The sequence below is a fragment of the Rathayibacter sp. AY1B5 genome, assembly GCF_002932795.1.
In the GTDB taxonomy this organism is placed as follows: domain Bacteria; phylum Actinomycetota; class Actinomycetes; order Actinomycetales; family Microbacteriaceae; genus Rathayibacter.
Genome location: NZ_PSWM01000010.1, coordinates 79993 through 95473 on the forward strand (window position 1 = coordinate 79993; position 15481 = coordinate 95473).

Consider the following 15481-nt stretch of genomic DNA (forward strand, 5'->3'; position numbering starts at 1 on the left):
GGCTCAGACCGGGACGCGGACCTGCTGCAGGATCCCGCCCAGGACGGCCTCGGTGCGGACGCCCTCGAGCTCCGCCTCCGGCTCCAGCTGGATGCGGTGGCGCAGCACGGGCAGGACCATCGCCTGCACGTGGTCCGGGGTGATCGAGCCGTATCCGTTGAGCCACGCCCAGGCGCGGGACGCCGCGAGCAGGGCGGTCGAGCCGCGGGGACTGGTGCCGAGCTTGACGCTCGGGCTCTCACGGGTGGCGCGGGCGAGGTCGACGATGTAGCCGAGGACGTCGGGGCCGGCTCCGACGCGCCGGGCCGAGGCCTGAGCGGCGCGAAGGCGGGCGGCGTCGAGCACAGGGCGCACGCCCGCGGCGTCGAGGTCGCGCGGGTCGAACCCGGCGGCGTGGCGCGAGAGCACCTCCACCTCGACGTCGCGCGGCGGGATGTCGAGCACGAGCTTGAGCAGGAACCGGTCCAGCTGGGCCTCCGGGAGCACGTAGGTCCCCTCGTACTCCACCGGGTTCTGGGTGGCGGCGACGAGGAACGGGTCCGGCAGAGGCAGGGTGCGTCCGTCGACGCTGACCTGGCGCTCCTCCATCGCCTCGAGGAGCGCGGCCTGGGTCTTCGGCGGCGTGCGGTTGATCTCGTCCGCCAGCAGGAGGTTCGTGAAGACCGGGCCCTCGCGGAAGGCGAAGCCGGAGGTGGAGGCGTCGTAGACGAGGGAGCCGGTGATGTCGCCGGGCATCAGGTCCGGCGTGAATTGCACCCGGCGGGTGTCGAGGCCGAGCGAGACGGACAGGGCGCGCACGAGGAGAGTCTTCGCGACTCCGGGGACGCCCTCGAGCAGGACGTGCCCGCCCGCGAGCAGGGCGATCAGGAGCCCGGAGACGGCGCCGTCCTGACCGACGACCGCACGGCCGACCTCGGCGCGGACCCGGTCGAGCTCGGCACGCAGGTCGTCGTCGGAGACCGGCGCTGCGTCGCGGGCGGAGGGGGTGGTGTCGCTCATCGGGAGGGGCCTTCCGGTCGTCGGGCGGTCGTCGGGGAGAGGGCGGCGCGGAGCGCGCTCTCGAAGCGGAGGAGCTCGTCGGAGGCGGCGACGAGGGCGGCGTCGTCGCCCGGCAGGTCGTCGACGAGCAGCCGGCGCAGCGCGGTCGGATCGCGGCCGAGGCGCTCGGCGGCGACGGCGACGATCTCGTCGACTCCGGTCGCCGGAGCGAGTCCCAGGAGCGCGGCCGTGCGCCGGAGGGTGCCGATGCGCAGCGCATCGAGGGCGCGGGGCCGCAGGGCTCCGCGAGCGTAGAGCCGGGCGCGGCCACGGGCCGTCTCGCTGGCGTGCACGACGACCGGCAGCGGCTCGACCGCGAGCGGGCCGAGCCGACGGCCGCGCCAGATGGCGGAGGCGACGAAGACGGCCACCAGCAGCAGGAGGGCCGGGGTGACCCAGCCGGGGGCGAGGTCGGCGGGTGCGGGAGTGGTGCTCGCCGCGTCGGCGGCTCCGGCGCGGTACCAGACCAGCCGGTCCTCGCCGCCGAGCAGTCCGAGCGCGAGGGCGGCGCGGCCGTCCTGGCCGATGGTGCCGTTGCGGAGGAGGTCGGCGTCGCCGATCGCGGTGACCTCGGCCCCCTGCGGGAACCCGGTGCTCACGAGCAGGAAGCCGTCGTCGCCCGAGGGGAAGCAGCCGACGGCGTCGCCGTCGTCGAGGATCCGGTAGGTGCTCCCTCCGGCGGGCAGCGTCCCGGCGCGCTCGGCCGCGGGGAGCGGGCACTCGGCGCGGAAGGGGCCGTCGCCGGCCGGGGAGCCGGCGAAGCGGACGGCCGGCAGCAGGGCGTCCAGCGCGGCACCCCCCGGGGTCACCAGGACGAGCGACGCGGAGGCGCGGGCGAGCCGGCGGTACTGGGCCTCGTCGAGGGCGACGTCCGGGTCGTCGACGAGCAGTGTCGTGTCGGTGGACGAAGCGGCGAGAGCGGAGTCGAGGTCGTCGGCGCGGACGACCTCGACGCCCTGATCGCGCAGCACCTCGGCGAGCGCGCGGGCTCCGTCCGGGGTCGCGCTGTCGACGTCGAGGTCCGGAGCGGCCACCCGGGTCCCGGTCGCGACGGTGAGCAGCAGAGTGCCGACCGCGACGATCACCAGGAGGAGCGCCCACACCCGTCCGCGGCGCAGCAGTGCGCCGAGGGTCGGGCTGGAGACCGTGTCGGCGCTCACCGGGGTGCCGCCAGGGCGTCGAGGACCGGCGAGGCCGCGGCGAGCTCGCGGTCCAGTGCCGCGACCCGCTCGTACTCGGCCGGGCCGCAGGGCTGCCCGAGGTAGCGCACGCGGTCGAAGTCGTCGGCTGTGCGGCGCAGCGCGGCGGCGGAGGAGGGGAAGGCGGCGGAGGCGCGCGACGCCAGGCCGAGCGCGGTGGTGCCGGGCGAGACCCGCAGGACGGTCCGCTCGTCGAGGGAGCGCACCAGAGCGCGGAAGCGCTCGACGAGGGCCTCGTCCCAGTCCCCGCGGGCGGCCGCGGCCTCGGCGAGCGAGCGGAGGGTCGCGGCCGAGCGGGTGTCGTCGTCGGCGAGCACGGCTCCCGTGACGGTGCTGCGGCGCCCGGCGCGGGGCCGTCCGGCGATGACGAGCGCCGCGACCACGAGCGCCACGAGGACCAGCACGCCGATCACCGCGGCGATCGGCACCGGCGGGCCGTCGCCCTGCAGCGTGAGGGAGGCGAACCAGTCGCGCACCGCCTGCACCACCCGGTCGAAGAGGGTCGGCTCGGCCGCCCGGTAGCGCGGGTCGGCGAGCTCCTCGAGGAGGAGGCGGCGCGCCTGCTCCGCGTCGGGCTCGAGAGGGGCCGCGGCGAGGATCACGGGCGCTCCGGCACGGGGAAGGGATCGGGGGAGGGGCGTCCCGCCGCGCGCTCCTCGACGTGGCGCATCAGCACCAGATCGAAGCCCTCGCGGCGCATCCTGCGGTCGAGGTAGACCAGGCCCGTCACGGCCGACTGGAGCACCGTTCCGACGGCGCCGATCACGAAGCCCACGGCGACGGAGGCGATCGTGACCACCAGCGAGGTGACGAGCTGCGCATCCGGATCGGTCGGGGCGATCAGGGCGCCGGCGATCGGGATGAGCAGGCTGAAGGGTGTGGCCACGATCTGGCCCGCGACCTGGATGATCACGGTCATCAGCGCGAGCGCGCCGAAGGTGCGCCAGAAGCCGCCCGCCACCAGCCGCCAGGAGCGCGCCACCGCGCGGCGCAGCGGCAGCCGCTCGACGACGATCAGGCTCGGCACCAGGGCGAGCTTCGTCGACAGCCAGACGCCCAGCGCGAGGGCGACCAGGCCGGAGCCGACGAGCACCAGGACCCCGCCGACGATCGCGCTCGACGTCCCGTCCATCGCTCCGATGACGAACAGCGGCACGGCCAGCGCCACGGCGAGGAGAACCAGGAGGAGGTAGCCGACGCCCTGCAGGACCGTCCAGCCGATCAGCGCCCAGAAGCGGCCCCGCAGCCGGGCGAGCAGCTGTCGGAAGGTCGCCCGCTCGCCGAGGACGCCGCGGGTGACCTCGAGCACGACCACGCCCTGCACCAGGGCCCCGCTGGCGAGCGAGACGGCGAGCGGGATGAGGGCGGCCAGGACCACGACCGCGAGGGACCCCGCGCCGACGGCGTCGCGGTCGGCGGACTCCGCCTGCGCGATGCGCCCGACGGCGAGCACCGCGATCAGGCCGTAGACCGCCAGGGCGAGCACCGACCCGAGGCCCTGCACCAGCAGAGCGACGCCCAGGGTCGTGCGGGGGCTGCGGCGGAGGACCTGGAACGGGGCGCCGAGCAGGGTGCCGAAGCCGAGCGGGCGCAGCGGCACGAGGCCGGGCCTGGGCGGGGGAGTCCAGCCGGGAGCGGGGCGACCGGGCGGCCAGGGGCCGGCGCCGGATCCGGCCGTCCAGGAGCCTCCGGCGGGACCGGGCGGTACGGGACCTGCGCTCGGCGGCGCGGGCGACCAGGACGGGGCGACGGGAGCGGGCGGCGGCGTGCGCCGGTCGCCGTCCTGCGCCGGGACGGCCGCGTCGTCCGGACGCCCTGCGGGCGGGGGCCACTGAGCTGCGTCGGTCATCCCCTCCATGCTGTCACAGGCCTGCGGGCCGGGTCCTCCCCCGAGCGGACCCCCTTCGCCCGCAGAGCCCGCTCCCCGCCCGCGGGGAGGTGCGTCGGTTAGCCTGGGGGGGGTCACCGTGCGCGCCGTGGGCGGGCGCGACCCGAGACGAGGAAGAGCAGACCGATGAGCGCGCGCATTCTGGTGGTCGACGACGACGCCGCCCTGGCCGAGATGATCGGCATCGTCCTGCGCGCCGACGGGTACGACGTCTCCTTCTGCGCGGACGGCTCCGGCGCCCTCGAGGCCTTCCGGCGGGCCCGGCCGGACCTGGTCCTGCTCGACCTGATGCTGCCCGGGATCGACGGGATCGAGGTGTGCCGCGCGATCCGCGGCGAGTCCGGCGTCCCCGTCATCATGCTCACGGCCAAGTCCGACACGGCGGACGTGGTGCAGGGCCTCGAGTCCGGCGCCGACGACTACATGGTCAAGCCGTTCGACCCCAAGGAGCTCGTCGCGCGGATCAAGACGCGCCTGCGACCCGCCACCGCCGCCGCGAACGCGGTGCTGCAGGTCGGCGACCTGAGCCTCGACGTCGCCGGCCACGAGGTCCGCCGCGGCGAGACGCGCATCGGCCTGACCCCGCTCGAGTTCGACCTCCTCCTCGCCCTCGCCTCCAAGCCCCAGCAGGTCTTCACCCGCGAGATGCTGCTCGAGCAGGTCTGGGGCTACCACTACAAGGCCGACACCCGCCTCGTGAACGTGCACGTCCAGCGCCTGCGCGCCAAGGTCGAGAAGGACCCGGACGACCCCCGCATCGTGATGACCGTGCGCGGCGTCGGCTACCGCGCCGGCGCCGTCCTCCCGAGCTGACCGTGCGCCGCCTCGCCGCTCCCGACGTGCGCCGGTGGCCCCGCCGCGTGCTCGGGGTGTGGCGCACGTCGCTGCAGTTCCGCGCGGTCGCGATCACGGTCCTGCTCAGCGGCATCGCCATCGGCTCGACCGGCGTCTACCTCTCGTACAGCATCAGCGACAACCTGTTCCAGTCGCGGCTGACGCAGGTCACGGGCGACACGTCGCGCGCGACCCGGGCCGCGCAGGGCTACCTCGACGCCGCCACCGTCTCCACCCGCCAGGACATGGAGGAGGTGATGAGCTCGGTGCGCACCGCCGTCCGGGACGCCTCCTCCTCCGCGCTCATCGCCGTCGTGCGCTCGCCCGACCAGGAGGCGTCGTCGCTGGCGCCCCAGGACATCTACAACCGCGAGCTGCAGAACGGCGTGATCAGCGACGCGCTGCGCGAGCGGGTGCAGGCGGGCTCCGACGGGCAGTACTGGCAGTCGGTGACGCTCGACGCCTCCGGTCAGCAGCAGCCGGGCATCCTCGTCGGCTCGACCCTCGAGCTGCCGAGCTCGGCCGGGCGATACGAGCTGTACATCGGCTACTCCCTCGCGGACGCGGAGCGCACCCTCCAGTTCGTGCAGCAGGTGCTCAACGTGGCGGGGATCCTGCTCATCCTGCTGATCGGAGCGGTCAGCTGGGTCGTCGTGCGGATCGTCGTCGCCCCGGTGCGGGTCGCGGCAGAGACGAGCCAGCGCCTCGCCGCCGGCGACTTCGACGTGCGGATCCCGGAGCGGGGCCAGGACGTGATCGCGACCCTCGCCCGGTCCTTCAACGGCATGGCGGACAGCCTGCAGGACCGGATCAGCGAGCTCGCGACGCTCAGCCGGGTCCAGCAGCGCTTCGTCTCGGACGTCTCGCACGAGCTCCGCACGCCGCTGACGACGATGAAGCTGGCCGGGGACGTGCTCTACGACCAGCGCGAGGACTTCGCCCCGGTCGCCGAGCGCACGGTCGAGCTGCTGCACAGCCAGATCGACCGCTTCGAGAGCCTCCTCGCCGACCTGCTCGAGATCTCCCGCCACGACGCGGGGTCGGCCGAGCTCGAGCTCGAGCCGGTCAACCTGGTGAAGCTGGCCGGTGACGAGATCGAGGCGATGCGCGGGATCGCGGAGGCGAACGGCTCCCGGCTCACGCTCTCCGCCCCGGGCGGCTACTTCGACGCCGACCTCGATCCGCGCCGCATCCGCCGGATCGTCCGCAATCTGCTGGGCAACGCGATCGAGCACGGCGACGGCCGCGAGGTCGTGGTCACCGTCGACAGCAACGCCAGCGCGGTCGCCCTCGCCGTGCGCGACTACGGCCACGGCATGAGCAGCGAGGAGGTCGTGCGCGTCTTCGACCGCTTCTGGCGCGCCGATCCGTCCCGCCGCCGCACGCTCGGCGGCACCGGCCTCGGCCTCTCCATCGCGCAGGAGGACACGGCCCTGCACCACGGCTGGCTGCAGGTCTGGTCCGTGCCGGACCGCGGCGCCTGCTTCCGCCTCACCGTGCCCCGGCACCGCGGCGAGCGGATCGAGGCCTCGCCGCTCCCGCTGCCCCCGGTCGACGCGGGCGAGCAGGCCTACAGCGGGCCGATCGTCCTCCCGCCGCTGCAGGCTCCTCCGGTCGGGGCCGCGGGGGTGCTCCCGTGAGGCGCGGCGTCCTCCGTGCCGCCGCGGCCGCCGCGCTGCTCGCGCTCGGGCTGGCCGGGTGCGCCGGCATCCCGAGGGACGGCGACGTCGGAGTCGGACGGCCCGACACCGCGCCGCAGGACCTCCAGTACGACTTCCTCCCGTCAGGACCCGCCGTCGGTGCGTCGCAGCGCGACATCCTCACCGGCTTCATCGACGCCGCGTCGAGCCCGCAGAGCAACTACAAGATCGCCCGGGAGTTCCTCTCCACCGGCGCCGACTGGACGCCGGGCGAGCACGTGACGGTCGACGAGGGCCAGCGCTCCGCCTCGCCGCAGTCGGGCTCCACGCTCTCGCTGACGATCACGCCCGTCGCCGAAGTCGACGCGACCGGCGTCTACACCGACCTCGCCACCACGGCCGGCCTGACCCTCGACTACGGCTTCGTCCAGGAGAACGGCGAGTGGCGCATCAGCGCGCCGCCGAGCGGTGTCGTGATCGACCGCACCACGTTCGAGCAGGTCTTCTCGACGCACGCCCTCTACTTCTTCGACCCCGGATACCAGTACCTCGTGCCGGACCTGCGCTGGTTCGCCTCGCGCGCCGACAGCTCCACCAGCACCACGATCGTCACCGAGCTGCTGCGCGGCCCCACACCGTGGCTGCGGGACTCCGCCGCCGTCGTGTCGGCCTTCCCGACCGGGACGACGCTGGCGGCCGAGACCGTGCCGGTCGAGTCGCAGCGGGCCGTGGTCGACCTGAACCCGGCCGCGCTCGAGGCCGATCCGGCGCAGTGGCGGCTGATGGCCCTGCAGCTGAACCGGAGCCTCGCGAACGTCTCCAACGTCACCGGCGTCGCGCTCTCGGTCGAGCAGAACCCGATCGACGTCCCCTCCGAGGTCACCGGGCTGCCGACCTCGCCCCGCGTCGACACCCGGCCGCTCGTGCTGACCGACGACGCCTTCGGCTTCCTCGGCTCCTCCGGCCTGGCCGGCCTCGGGATCTCGGATCGGATCGAGGCGCTGCAGCCGCGGGCCGCGGTGCTCGGCGAGCAGCGCGGGGCCGACTCCGACGCGGCCGCCGCCGTGCTCACCACCGCGGGCGTGAGCCTCGTGGATCCGGACGGCGGCGACGTCCTGCTCGACGCGCGCTCGGGCCTCGTCGCGCCGACCATCGATCCGCTCGGGTACGTCTGGTCCGTGCCCTCGGCCTCGCCCGGGCAGCTGGTGGCGTACTCCGCGGACGGCTCACGCTCGATGCAGGTCGCGACGGCCTGGAGCGAGGTCGAGTCGCTCGCCTCGATCGCGGTGTCCCGCGACGGCACCCGGATGCTGGCGCTCGCCCAGGACGGGCAGCAGGCGACAGTGCTGGTGGCCGGCATCACCCGCTCGCGCGACGGCGACCCGGTGGCGGTCGGCGAGCCGGTCGTCCTCCGCTCGACCCTGGGGACCGCGGTCGCCGCGGCCTGGACGGACGAGCTCGACGTGGTCTCGGTCGTCCGAGGCTCGACGGGGGAGGACGCGGTCACGATGAACCTCCTCGGCGGAGGCGCCACGGCGCTCGGCACGACGACGGGCACGGTCCAGATCGCCGCGGGCAACACCTCGACCCAGGTCCGCATCCTCGCCGAGGGCGGGGAGCTCCGGCAGCAGCGGGGCTCGGCCTGGCAGACGATCGCGACGGACATCCGGCTGCTCGCGGCGCAGACCGGCATGGGGTCCTGACGGGTCCTGTCCCCGGCGGCGACTACCCACGGCGGCGGTGCGCTCCGGATGCTCCTCCCCAGGTTCGTCCAGCGGGCGGATCGTCCCGGTCCGACGGATCCGCACCCCGCGCCGCGGCCCGGTCGGCGAGCGTGGAGGAATGCTCTCCGATCACCTGCTCGACGCCCTCGCCGTCCTCCTCCCGCTGGAGTGCCCCGCCTGCGGAGAGCCGACGAGCCGGGCGCCCTGCCCGGACTGCTCGGCCGACGCGGCCGCCTCGGCGTCACTGCTGACCCGCGTCGTCGGGCCGCCGGACGATCCGCTCCTCGTCGTCACCGGGGCCCCGTACGAGGGCACGGTGCGCCGTCTCGTCGTCGCGCTGAAGGAGGAGGGCCGCACTGCCTGCCTCGCCCCGCTCGGCGTGCTGCTGCGCCCGGCCCTCGGCGCGGCGCTCGCCGGCAGCCCCGCGATCCTGGTCGTCCCGCCCGGCTCCTGGCTCGGCCGCGTGCGGCGGGGCGCCGATCCCGTCGCGCAGCTGGTCGCCGCGGCGGGAGGGCGGGCGGCGCGTCCTCTCCGGCGGTCGCGGACGGTCCGCGATCAGGTCGGGCTCGGCCGCGTCGAGCGGCGCGGCAATCTCGACGGGGCGTTCCGCGCCCGCCGGCCGCTCTCGTCGTGGCCGCCGGTGGTCCTCGTCGACGACGTGGTCACCTCGGGCGCGACCCTGCTCGAGCTGCGGCGCGCCGTGCGCGCGGCGGGCGGGACCGTCAGGGCGGCGGCAGCGCTCGCCGGCACTGCGGAACGAGGAGGGAACGTACCAGCAGAATCCGGACGAACTCCCGGTGACGATCCGGTGGCCGGGGTCTACGGTGGGGGCACGGCGTGAACGGTCCGCCCCGGAGAAAGGCGGCACGCCGTACTCGACTGGGAGGTTGTCATGGACATCGACATCACAGGACGCAACATCGACATCACCGATCGCTTCCGCGCGTACGCGACGGAGAAGTCGGACAAGGTGGCGCACCTCGCCGATCGTGCTCTCGCACTCGAGATCAAGGCGAGCAGGCACGCCGAGGGCAAGGGCTCGGCCGGCGGCGACCGCGTGGAGCTGACGCTGATCGGCAAGGGGCCCGTGGTCCGGGCCGAGGCGAGCGGAGCCGACAAGTACGCGGCGTTCGACGTCGCCATCGGCCGGCTGCTCGAACGGGTGAGACGGGCCAAGGATCGGAAGAAGGTCCATCGGGGCCAGCATCGGCCGACCTCGCTCCGCGACGCGGCCGCCGACGACTTCAGCGTCGTCGCCATCCAGCCGGCCGACGCCGCGGTCCTGGAGCAGTTGAGCACGGGTGTGATCCCCGTGCAGGAGGCGCCGGAGCCGGTGGAGGACGAGGCCGAGGAGCCGTACTGCCCCGTCGTCATCCGCAAGAAGGTCTTCGCCTCCGTCTCGATGACCGTCGACGACGCCGTCGACTACATGGAGCTGGTCGGACACGACTTCTACCTCTTCATCGACTCCGACACGAACCGCCCGAGCGTGGTCTACCGCCGCAAGGGCTGGGACTACGGCGTCATCGGCCTCGGCGACGAGGCCGACGAGCTCGCCGAGCAGGCCGCCGGCTGAGATCCGACCCCGGGCCCCGGAGTATCCGCTCCGGGGCCCTCCCCGTGCCCAGGCAGGGAGTCCGCCCAGGGCGGACGCGTCGCCCCGACCGCTCACCGCCCGCCCCGGCTAGGCTGGTCGCGGTCCGCGCTCCGGCGCGCGACTCCTGTCTTCTACTTTTTTGGAGTACCCCGTGGCCTCTGTCCTCGAAAAGGTCCTTCGCGTCGGGGAGGGGCGGGTCATCCGCCGCCTCGAGAACTACGCGAAGGCCGTCAACGCCCTCGAAGAGGACTTCACGCACCTCAGCGACGAGGAGCTGAAGAACGAGACCGTCGAGCTGCGCGAGCGCTACTCGAACGGCGAGTCCCTCGACGACCTGCTGCCGGAGGCGTTCGCCGCCGTCCGCGAGGCCTCGCGCAGGACGCTCGGCCTCCGCCACTTCGACGTGCAGCTCATGGGCGGCGCCGCCCTGCACCTGGGCAACATCGCCGAGATGAAGACCGGAGAGGGCAAGACGCTCGTCGCCACCCTCCCGGCCTATCTCAACGCGATCGCCAGTCGCGGCGTGCACATCGTCACGGTGAACGACTTCCTCGCGTCGTACCAGTCCGAGCTGATGGGGCGCGTGTTCCGCGCCCTCGGCATGACGACCGGGGTGATCCTCTCCGGCCAGACCCCGGAGCAGCGCCGCGAGCAGTACGCGGCCGACATCACCTACGGCACGAACAACGAGTTCGGCTTCGACTACCTCCGCGACAACATGGCGTGGCAGGCGCAGGACATGGTCCAGCGCGGCCACTTCTACGCCATCGTCGACGAGGTCGACTCGATCCTCATCGACGAGGCCCGCACGCCGCTGATCATCTCCGGACCGGCCTCGGGCGAGGCGAACCGCTGGTTCGCGGAGTTCGCCAACCTCGCGAAGCGCCTCGACGAGGGCGAGGACTTCGAGGTCGACGAGAAGAAGCGCACCGTCGGCGTCCTCGAGCCCGGCATCGAGAAGGTCGAGGACTACCTCGGCATCGACAACCTCTACGAGTCGGCGAACACGCCGCTGATCTCGTTCCTCAACAACGCCATCAAGGCGCGCGCGCTGTTCAAGAAGGACAAGGACTACGTCGTGCTGAACGGCGAGGTCCTGATCGTCGACGAGCACACCGGCCGCATCCTGGCGGGACGCCGCTACAACGAGGGCATCCACCAGGCCATCGAGGCGAAGGAGGGCGTGCAGGTCAAGGCCGAGAACCAGACCCTGGCGACCGTCACGCTCCAGAACTACTTCCGCCTCTACGCGAAGCTCTCCGGCATGACCGGAACGGCCGAGACCGAGGCCGCCGAGTTCATGTCGACCTACAAGCTCGGCGTCGTCCCGATCCCGACGAACCGCAAGATGCAGCGGATCGACAACGCCGACCTCGTCTACAAGAACGAGCAGGTCAAGTTCGCCCAGGTCGTCGAGGACATCGCGGAGCGCCACGCGGCCGGGCAGCCGGTCCTCGTCGGCACGACCAGCGTCGAGAAGAGCGAGTACCTCTCGCGCCTGCTCGCCAAGAAGGGCGTGCGCCACGAGGTCCTGAACGCCAAGAACCACGCGCGGGAGGCGGCCATCGTCGCCCAGGCCGGCCGCCTCGGCGCCGTCACCGTCGCGACCAACATGGCCGGTCGAGGCACCGACATCATGCTCGGCGGCAACGCCGAGTTCCTCGCGGTCTCCGAGATGACGGCGAAGGGCCTCAACCCCTCCGAGACCCCGGAGGAGTACGAGGCCGCATGGGACGAGGTCTTCGCGGCCGTCAAGGAGAAGGTGGGCGAGGAGGCCGAGAAGGTCCAGGCCGCCGGAGGCCTCTACGTGCTCGGCACCGAGCGTCACGAGTCGCGCCGCATCGACAACCAGCTCCGCGGACGCTCGGGCCGCCAGGGCGACCCGGGGGAGAGCCGCTTCTACCTCTCGCTCACCGACGACCTGATGCGCCTGTTCAACTCCGGCGCCGCCGAGGCGCTCATGGGCCGGGGCAACGTCCCGGACGACATCGCCATCGAGTCGAAGGTCGTCTCGCGCGCCATCCGCAGCGCCCAGTCGCAGGTCGAGGCCCGCAACGCCGAGATCCGCAAGAACGTCCTCAAGTACGACGACGTCCTCAACCGCCAGCGCGAGGCGATCTACTCGGACCGCCGCCACATCCTCGAGGGCGACGACCTGCACGAGCGCACCCAGAAGTTCCTCGTCGACGTGATCGACGAGATCCTCGAGGTGCACACCGGCGACGGCAACGGCGACGACTGGGACTTCGACGCCCTCTGGACCGAGCTGAAGACGCTGTACCCGATCAGCCTCACCATCGACGAGGTGGTGCAGGAGGCGGGCAGCCGCGGCCGCATCAACAAGGAGTTCATGCGCCGCGAGATCCTCTCGGACGCGCAGCTCGCCTACCAGCGCCGCGAGGAGCAGCTGGGCTCTCCCGCCATGCGCGAGCTCGAGCGCCGCGTCGTGCTCTCGGTGATCGACCGCCGCTGGCGCGACCACCTCTACGAGATGGACTACCTCAAGGACGGCATCGGCCTGCGCGCGATGGCCCAGCGCGACCCGCTGGTCGAGTACCAGCGCGAGGGCTTCGCCCTGTTCCAGCAGATGATGGGGCAGATCCGCGAGGAGACCGTCGGCTTCCTCTTCAACCTCGAGGTCGAGGTGACCCAGAAGCAGGGCGAGGTCGCCGGGGTCGCGGCCAAGGGGCTCGCTCAGCCGGTGGCTCCGGCCGAGAAGCTCAGCTACTCGGCGCCGAGCGACACCGGCGGCGTCGAGGTCCGCAACCAGCGCGGACAGGTGCAGCAGGCGGCCACCGCGAAGGCCCGCGCCGAGGAGGCCCGCAAGGCGCTCCCCGAGGGCGAGGCGGAGGAGACTCCGACGACCGGCGCCTTCGGCCAGAAGCCGGGCGGCTCGGACGCCCCTCCCGCCAACCGCGAGGAGCGCCGCGCGCAGTCCAAGCGCCGCTGAGTATTCCCGGACGACGCCGACGGCCCCGGACCCCGCAGCAGCGGGGTCCGGGGCCGTCGGCGTTCCTGCGGAGGCTTCGGATCCCTTTCCCTCCCACCGTCAGGACTCGCCGCGCGCGAGGGCCGAGACGAAGCCGCCGGCGAAGGTGTCGCCGAGGCCGATCGTCGTCGGCCGGTCCGTCTCGAGGACGAGCCCGGGGACGCAGCAGGCCTCGAGCGTCGACTCCACCGCTGCGCAGACCGCTTCCGACCCGGGTTGGGGAGGGAGTCCGCCGACGCGGTCGTAGTCGGCGACTGCGAAGCCGTCCCCGAGGAGGTAGCGGAGCTCGGTCGCGCCGACTCTCTCGTCACCGACGCCCCGCCGCCCGGGAGCGCTGATCCGCTCCTCACAGCACGGTGATCGCGGTGGCCCGCCAGCGCGCATCCGTGCCCTCGAGCCGGATCGCGACGGCTCGGCTCCGTGCGCGGTGATGCACCAGGACCACTCCCTCGACGACGCCGTCCCGAGGCTCGGTGACGATCACTCGTCCGACCGTGAACGGGACGCGCTGGGCCGTCCGCTTCCGCAGGCTGCGGGCGCGGGCCGCGAGCACGACCCGCTTCTGCAGGTGGTGGTACACCTCGTCGCTCAGCCATCGCGCGATCTGGTCGATCTCGCGCGAGCCCTCGAGGATCTCGATCACGAGGTGCGTGAGGCGGGCGAGCAGGGGCTCCGGATCGGGCAGCTCCGCGCGGGTCGCGGGCTGAGGGGCGAAGAACTCCGCGAGAGTGAGCGGCTCCACGGCCGCCTCGGGGTCGAGGGGGAGGGTGCGGTAGTCGAAGGCGTGGAGGGGAAGGCTCATGCGGCGATCTCCTGGGGCAGGACGAGCTGTTCACGGGTCCGGGTCACCTCTCTGCTCGACGGGCGGGGCGCGCCGGGTCGGCACGCGAGGACGACCTCATCGAAGCAGTCGAGAGATGCTCATGGAGCGCAGACGCGCAGTCTGTGGATAATCGTCGGCCGCCCCGAGCTGTGGACAGCGAGTGCGGCGTGCGCCGCCCGAGCGCGCCCTAGGCTTGGCGGGTGTCGACCCTCAGTGACCTCGTCCTCTCCCACGGCCGATCCGACGAAGCGGACGTCGAATGGCTGCACCTGCTGGTCGGCGACCTGCAGCTGCTCGCCGACCTGGCCTTCGCCGACATCGTGCTCTGGGTGCCCACGGCCGACGACAGCTTCGTCGCCGTCGCCCACGCGCGCCCCAGCAGCGCGGCGACGCTCTTCTACCGCGACTTCGTCGGGCAGAGGATCAAGTCGGAGTGGCGCGCCCAGGTCGTCGAGGCGTTCGAGACCGCTCGGATCGTCGACACCTCCGCCCCGGACTGGTTCGAGGAGACGCCCACCCGCGTGCGCGCGGTGCCCGTCCTGCGCCGCCTGGGCGCCTCCGACGGCGGGACGACCGACCGCCCCATCGCGGTCGTCACGCGCCACACCAACCTCAGCGAGACGCGCACGCCGAGCCGGCAGGAGCTGACGTTCAACGACTGCGCGAACGACCTCTTCTCGATGATCGCCTCGGGCGACTTCCCCGATCTGGGCGCGCCGACCGGTCCTCGCCGGGGTGCACCGCGCGCGTCCGACGGCCTGATCCGCCTGGACGTCGACGGCGTCACCACGTTCGCGAGCCCCAACGCCCTCTCGGCGTTCAACCGCATCGGGTTCGCCGACGAGCTCGAGGGGGAGTCGCTCGCCGAGGTCACCACGAAGCTGATCGCCGGCAAGGTCGTCATCGACGAGTCGCTCCCGCTGGTCGTGACCGGCCGGGCGCCGTGGCGCACCGACATCGAGGCCCGCGGAGTGACGGTGTCGCTGCGCGCGATCCCGATCCGCGACCGCGGCGAGCGGGTCGGCGCCGTCGTCCTGTGCCGCGACGTGACGGAGCTGCGCCACCAGGAGCGGGAGCTCATCACCAAGGACGCGACGATCCGCGAGATCCACCACCGCGTCAAGAACAACCTGCAGACCGTGGCCTCGCTGCTGCGGATCCAGGCCAGGCGCACCCACTCCGACCTCGCCCGGGAGGCGCTCACGCAGGCGATGCGCCGCGTCGCCGCCATCGCGGTCGTGCACGACACCCTCTCGGAGGGGCTGAACCAGAACGTCGACTTCGACGCGGTCTTCGACCGGGTGCTGCTGCTGATCGCCGAGGTCGCCTCGACCCACAACACCACGGTGCACCCGAAGCTGACGGGGAGCTTCGGCAACCTGCCCAGCGAGTACGCGACTCCGCTCGCCCTCGCCTTGACCGAGCTGGTCACCAACGCCGTCGAGCACGGCCTGGCCGGACGCGAGGGCGACGTGGAGATCGTCGCCTCGCGCAGCGACGACGAGCTCACGGTGAAGGTGCGCGACACGGGCGTCGGGCTGCCGGAGGGCAAGGTGGGATCGGGCCTGGGCACGCAGATCGTGCGCACGCTCATCCAGGGCGAGCTCGGCGGCACGATCGACTGGCACACGCTGGTCGGGCGCGGCACAGAGGTCACCATCGAGGTGCCGCTGCGGTGGCTGGAGCGCGCCCGCTCCTGAGCCCGGAGACGACGCGACCCCCGCTGCCGAGAGGCGACGGGGGTCGGGA

13 protein-coding genes are annotated in these 15481 nt (G+C 73.2%); 7 read left to right on the forward strand and 6 right to left on the reverse strand.

Going from position 1 to position 15481, the window contains the following annotated elements; all coding sequences use genetic code 11:
• Positions 1–3: 3 nt before the first annotated feature.
• From C5D44_RS08610 to C5D44_RS08625, 4 genes are read right to left on the reverse strand one after another with little or no spacing between them, the layout of a single operon-like run.
• Positions 4–999: a MoxR family ATPase gene (locus C5D44_RS08610; protein WP_104275305.1), complete on the reverse strand. Its 996-nt coding sequence runs from the start codon at positions 997–999 to the stop codon at positions 4–6.
• Positions 996–2198 (reverse strand): DUF4350 domain-containing protein, encoded by a 1203-nt coding sequence (locus C5D44_RS08615; RefSeq protein WP_104281404.1) that lies wholly within the window; start codon positions 2196–2198, stop codon positions 996–998. The genes C5D44_RS08610 and C5D44_RS08615 overlap by 4 nt, the downstream gene beginning before the upstream one ends.
• On the reverse strand, positions 2195–2839 hold the full coding sequence (locus C5D44_RS08620) for a DUF4129 domain-containing protein (RefSeq protein ID WP_104255252.1): 645 nt from the start codon (positions 2837–2839) through the stop codon (positions 2195–2197). Before C5D44_RS08620 ends, C5D44_RS08615 begins: the two co-directional genes overlap by 4 nt.
• Positions 2836–4086 (reverse strand): hypothetical protein, encoded by a 1251-nt coding sequence (locus C5D44_RS08625; protein WP_146088010.1) that lies wholly within the window; start codon positions 4084–4086, stop codon positions 2836–2838. Before C5D44_RS08625 ends, C5D44_RS08620 begins: the two co-directional genes overlap by 4 nt.
• Before the next feature lie 165 nt (positions 4087–4251).
• Between C5D44_RS08625 and mtrA the strand changes: the two genes are divergently transcribed.
• From mtrA to secA, 6 genes are all read left to right on the forward strand, one after another.
• A complete protein-coding gene (mtrA, locus tag C5D44_RS08630) occupies positions 4252–4938 on the forward strand; it encodes an MtrAB system response regulator MtrA (protein ID WP_104275302.1) in 687 nt (228 codons plus the stop codon).
• 2 nt (positions 4939–4940) lie between these two features.
• A complete protein-coding gene (mtrB, locus tag C5D44_RS08635) occupies positions 4941–6599 on the forward strand; it encodes an MtrAB system histidine kinase MtrB (RefSeq protein ID WP_258067922.1) in 1659 nt (552 codons plus the stop codon).
• A complete protein-coding gene (locus C5D44_RS08640; protein WP_104275301.1) occupies positions 6596–8302 on the forward strand; it encodes an LpqB family beta-propeller domain-containing protein in 1707 nt (568 codons plus the stop codon). The genes mtrB and C5D44_RS08640 overlap by 4 nt, the downstream gene beginning before the upstream one ends.
• A gap of 139 nt (positions 8303–8441) precedes the next feature.
• Positions 8442–9164: a ComF family protein gene (locus C5D44_RS08645; RefSeq protein WP_104281406.1), complete on the forward strand. Its 723-nt coding sequence runs from the start codon at positions 8442–8444 to the stop codon at positions 9162–9164.
• Between the two features lie 51 nt (positions 9165–9215).
• Positions 9216–9899, forward strand: coding sequence for a ribosome hibernation-promoting factor, HPF/YfiA family (gene hpf / locus C5D44_RS08650; protein WP_104275299.1), 684 nt, complete (start codon positions 9216–9218; stop codon positions 9897–9899).
• A 172-nt stretch (positions 9900–10071) separates the two neighbouring features.
• Positions 10072–12870, forward strand: coding sequence for a preprotein translocase subunit SecA (gene secA, locus C5D44_RS08655; RefSeq protein ID WP_104275298.1), 2799 nt, complete (start codon positions 10072–10074; stop codon positions 12868–12870).
• 99 nt (positions 12871–12969) lie between these two features.
• On the opposite strand, the gene C5D44_RS18300 is transcribed toward secA, so the two are convergent.
• Both C5D44_RS18300 and C5D44_RS08660 read right to left on the reverse strand, forming a co-directional pair.
• Positions 12970–13098 (reverse strand): carbohydrate kinase family protein, encoded by a 129-nt coding sequence (locus C5D44_RS18300; RefSeq protein WP_146088011.1) that lies wholly within the window; start codon positions 13096–13098, stop codon positions 12970–12972.
• Between the two features lie 157 nt (positions 13099–13255).
• A complete protein-coding gene (locus C5D44_RS08660; RefSeq protein WP_219812826.1) occupies positions 13256–13711 on the reverse strand; it encodes an Rv3235 family protein in 456 nt (151 codons plus the stop codon).
• A 221-nt stretch (positions 13712–13932) separates the two neighbouring features.
• Here C5D44_RS08660 and C5D44_RS08665 point away from each other — a divergent pair, with 221 nt between their 5' ends.
• Positions 13933–15432 (forward strand): sensor histidine kinase, encoded by a 1500-nt coding sequence (locus C5D44_RS08665; RefSeq protein WP_104224128.1) that lies wholly within the window; start codon positions 13933–13935, stop codon positions 15430–15432.
• The last annotated feature ends 49 nt before the right edge of the window (positions 15433–15481 follow it).

Bases quoted from the DNA above. Each gene is read 5' to 3' on its own strand.
- C5D44_RS08660 (WP_219812826.1), bottom strand. From the start codon at position 13,711: ATGAGCCTTCCCCTCCACGCCTTCGACTACCGCACCCTCCCCCTCGAC.
- hpf (WP_104275299.1), top strand. From the start codon at position 9,216: ATGGACATCGACATCACAGGACGCAACATCGACATCACCGATCGCTTC.
- C5D44_RS08625 (WP_146088010.1), bottom strand. From the start codon at position 4,086: ATGACCGACGCAGCTCAGTGGCCCCCGCCCGCAGGGCGTCCGGACGAC.
- C5D44_RS08610 (WP_104275305.1), bottom strand. From the start codon at position 999: ATGAGCGACACCACCCCCTCCGCCCGCGACGCAGCGCCGGTCTCCGAC.
- C5D44_RS08645 (WP_104281406.1), top strand. From the start codon at position 8,442: ATGCTCTCCGATCACCTGCTCGACGCCCTCGCCGTCCTCCTCCCGCTG.
- mtrA (WP_104275302.1), top strand. From the start codon at position 4,252: ATGAGCGCGCGCATTCTGGTGGTCGACGACGACGCCGCCCTGGCCGAG.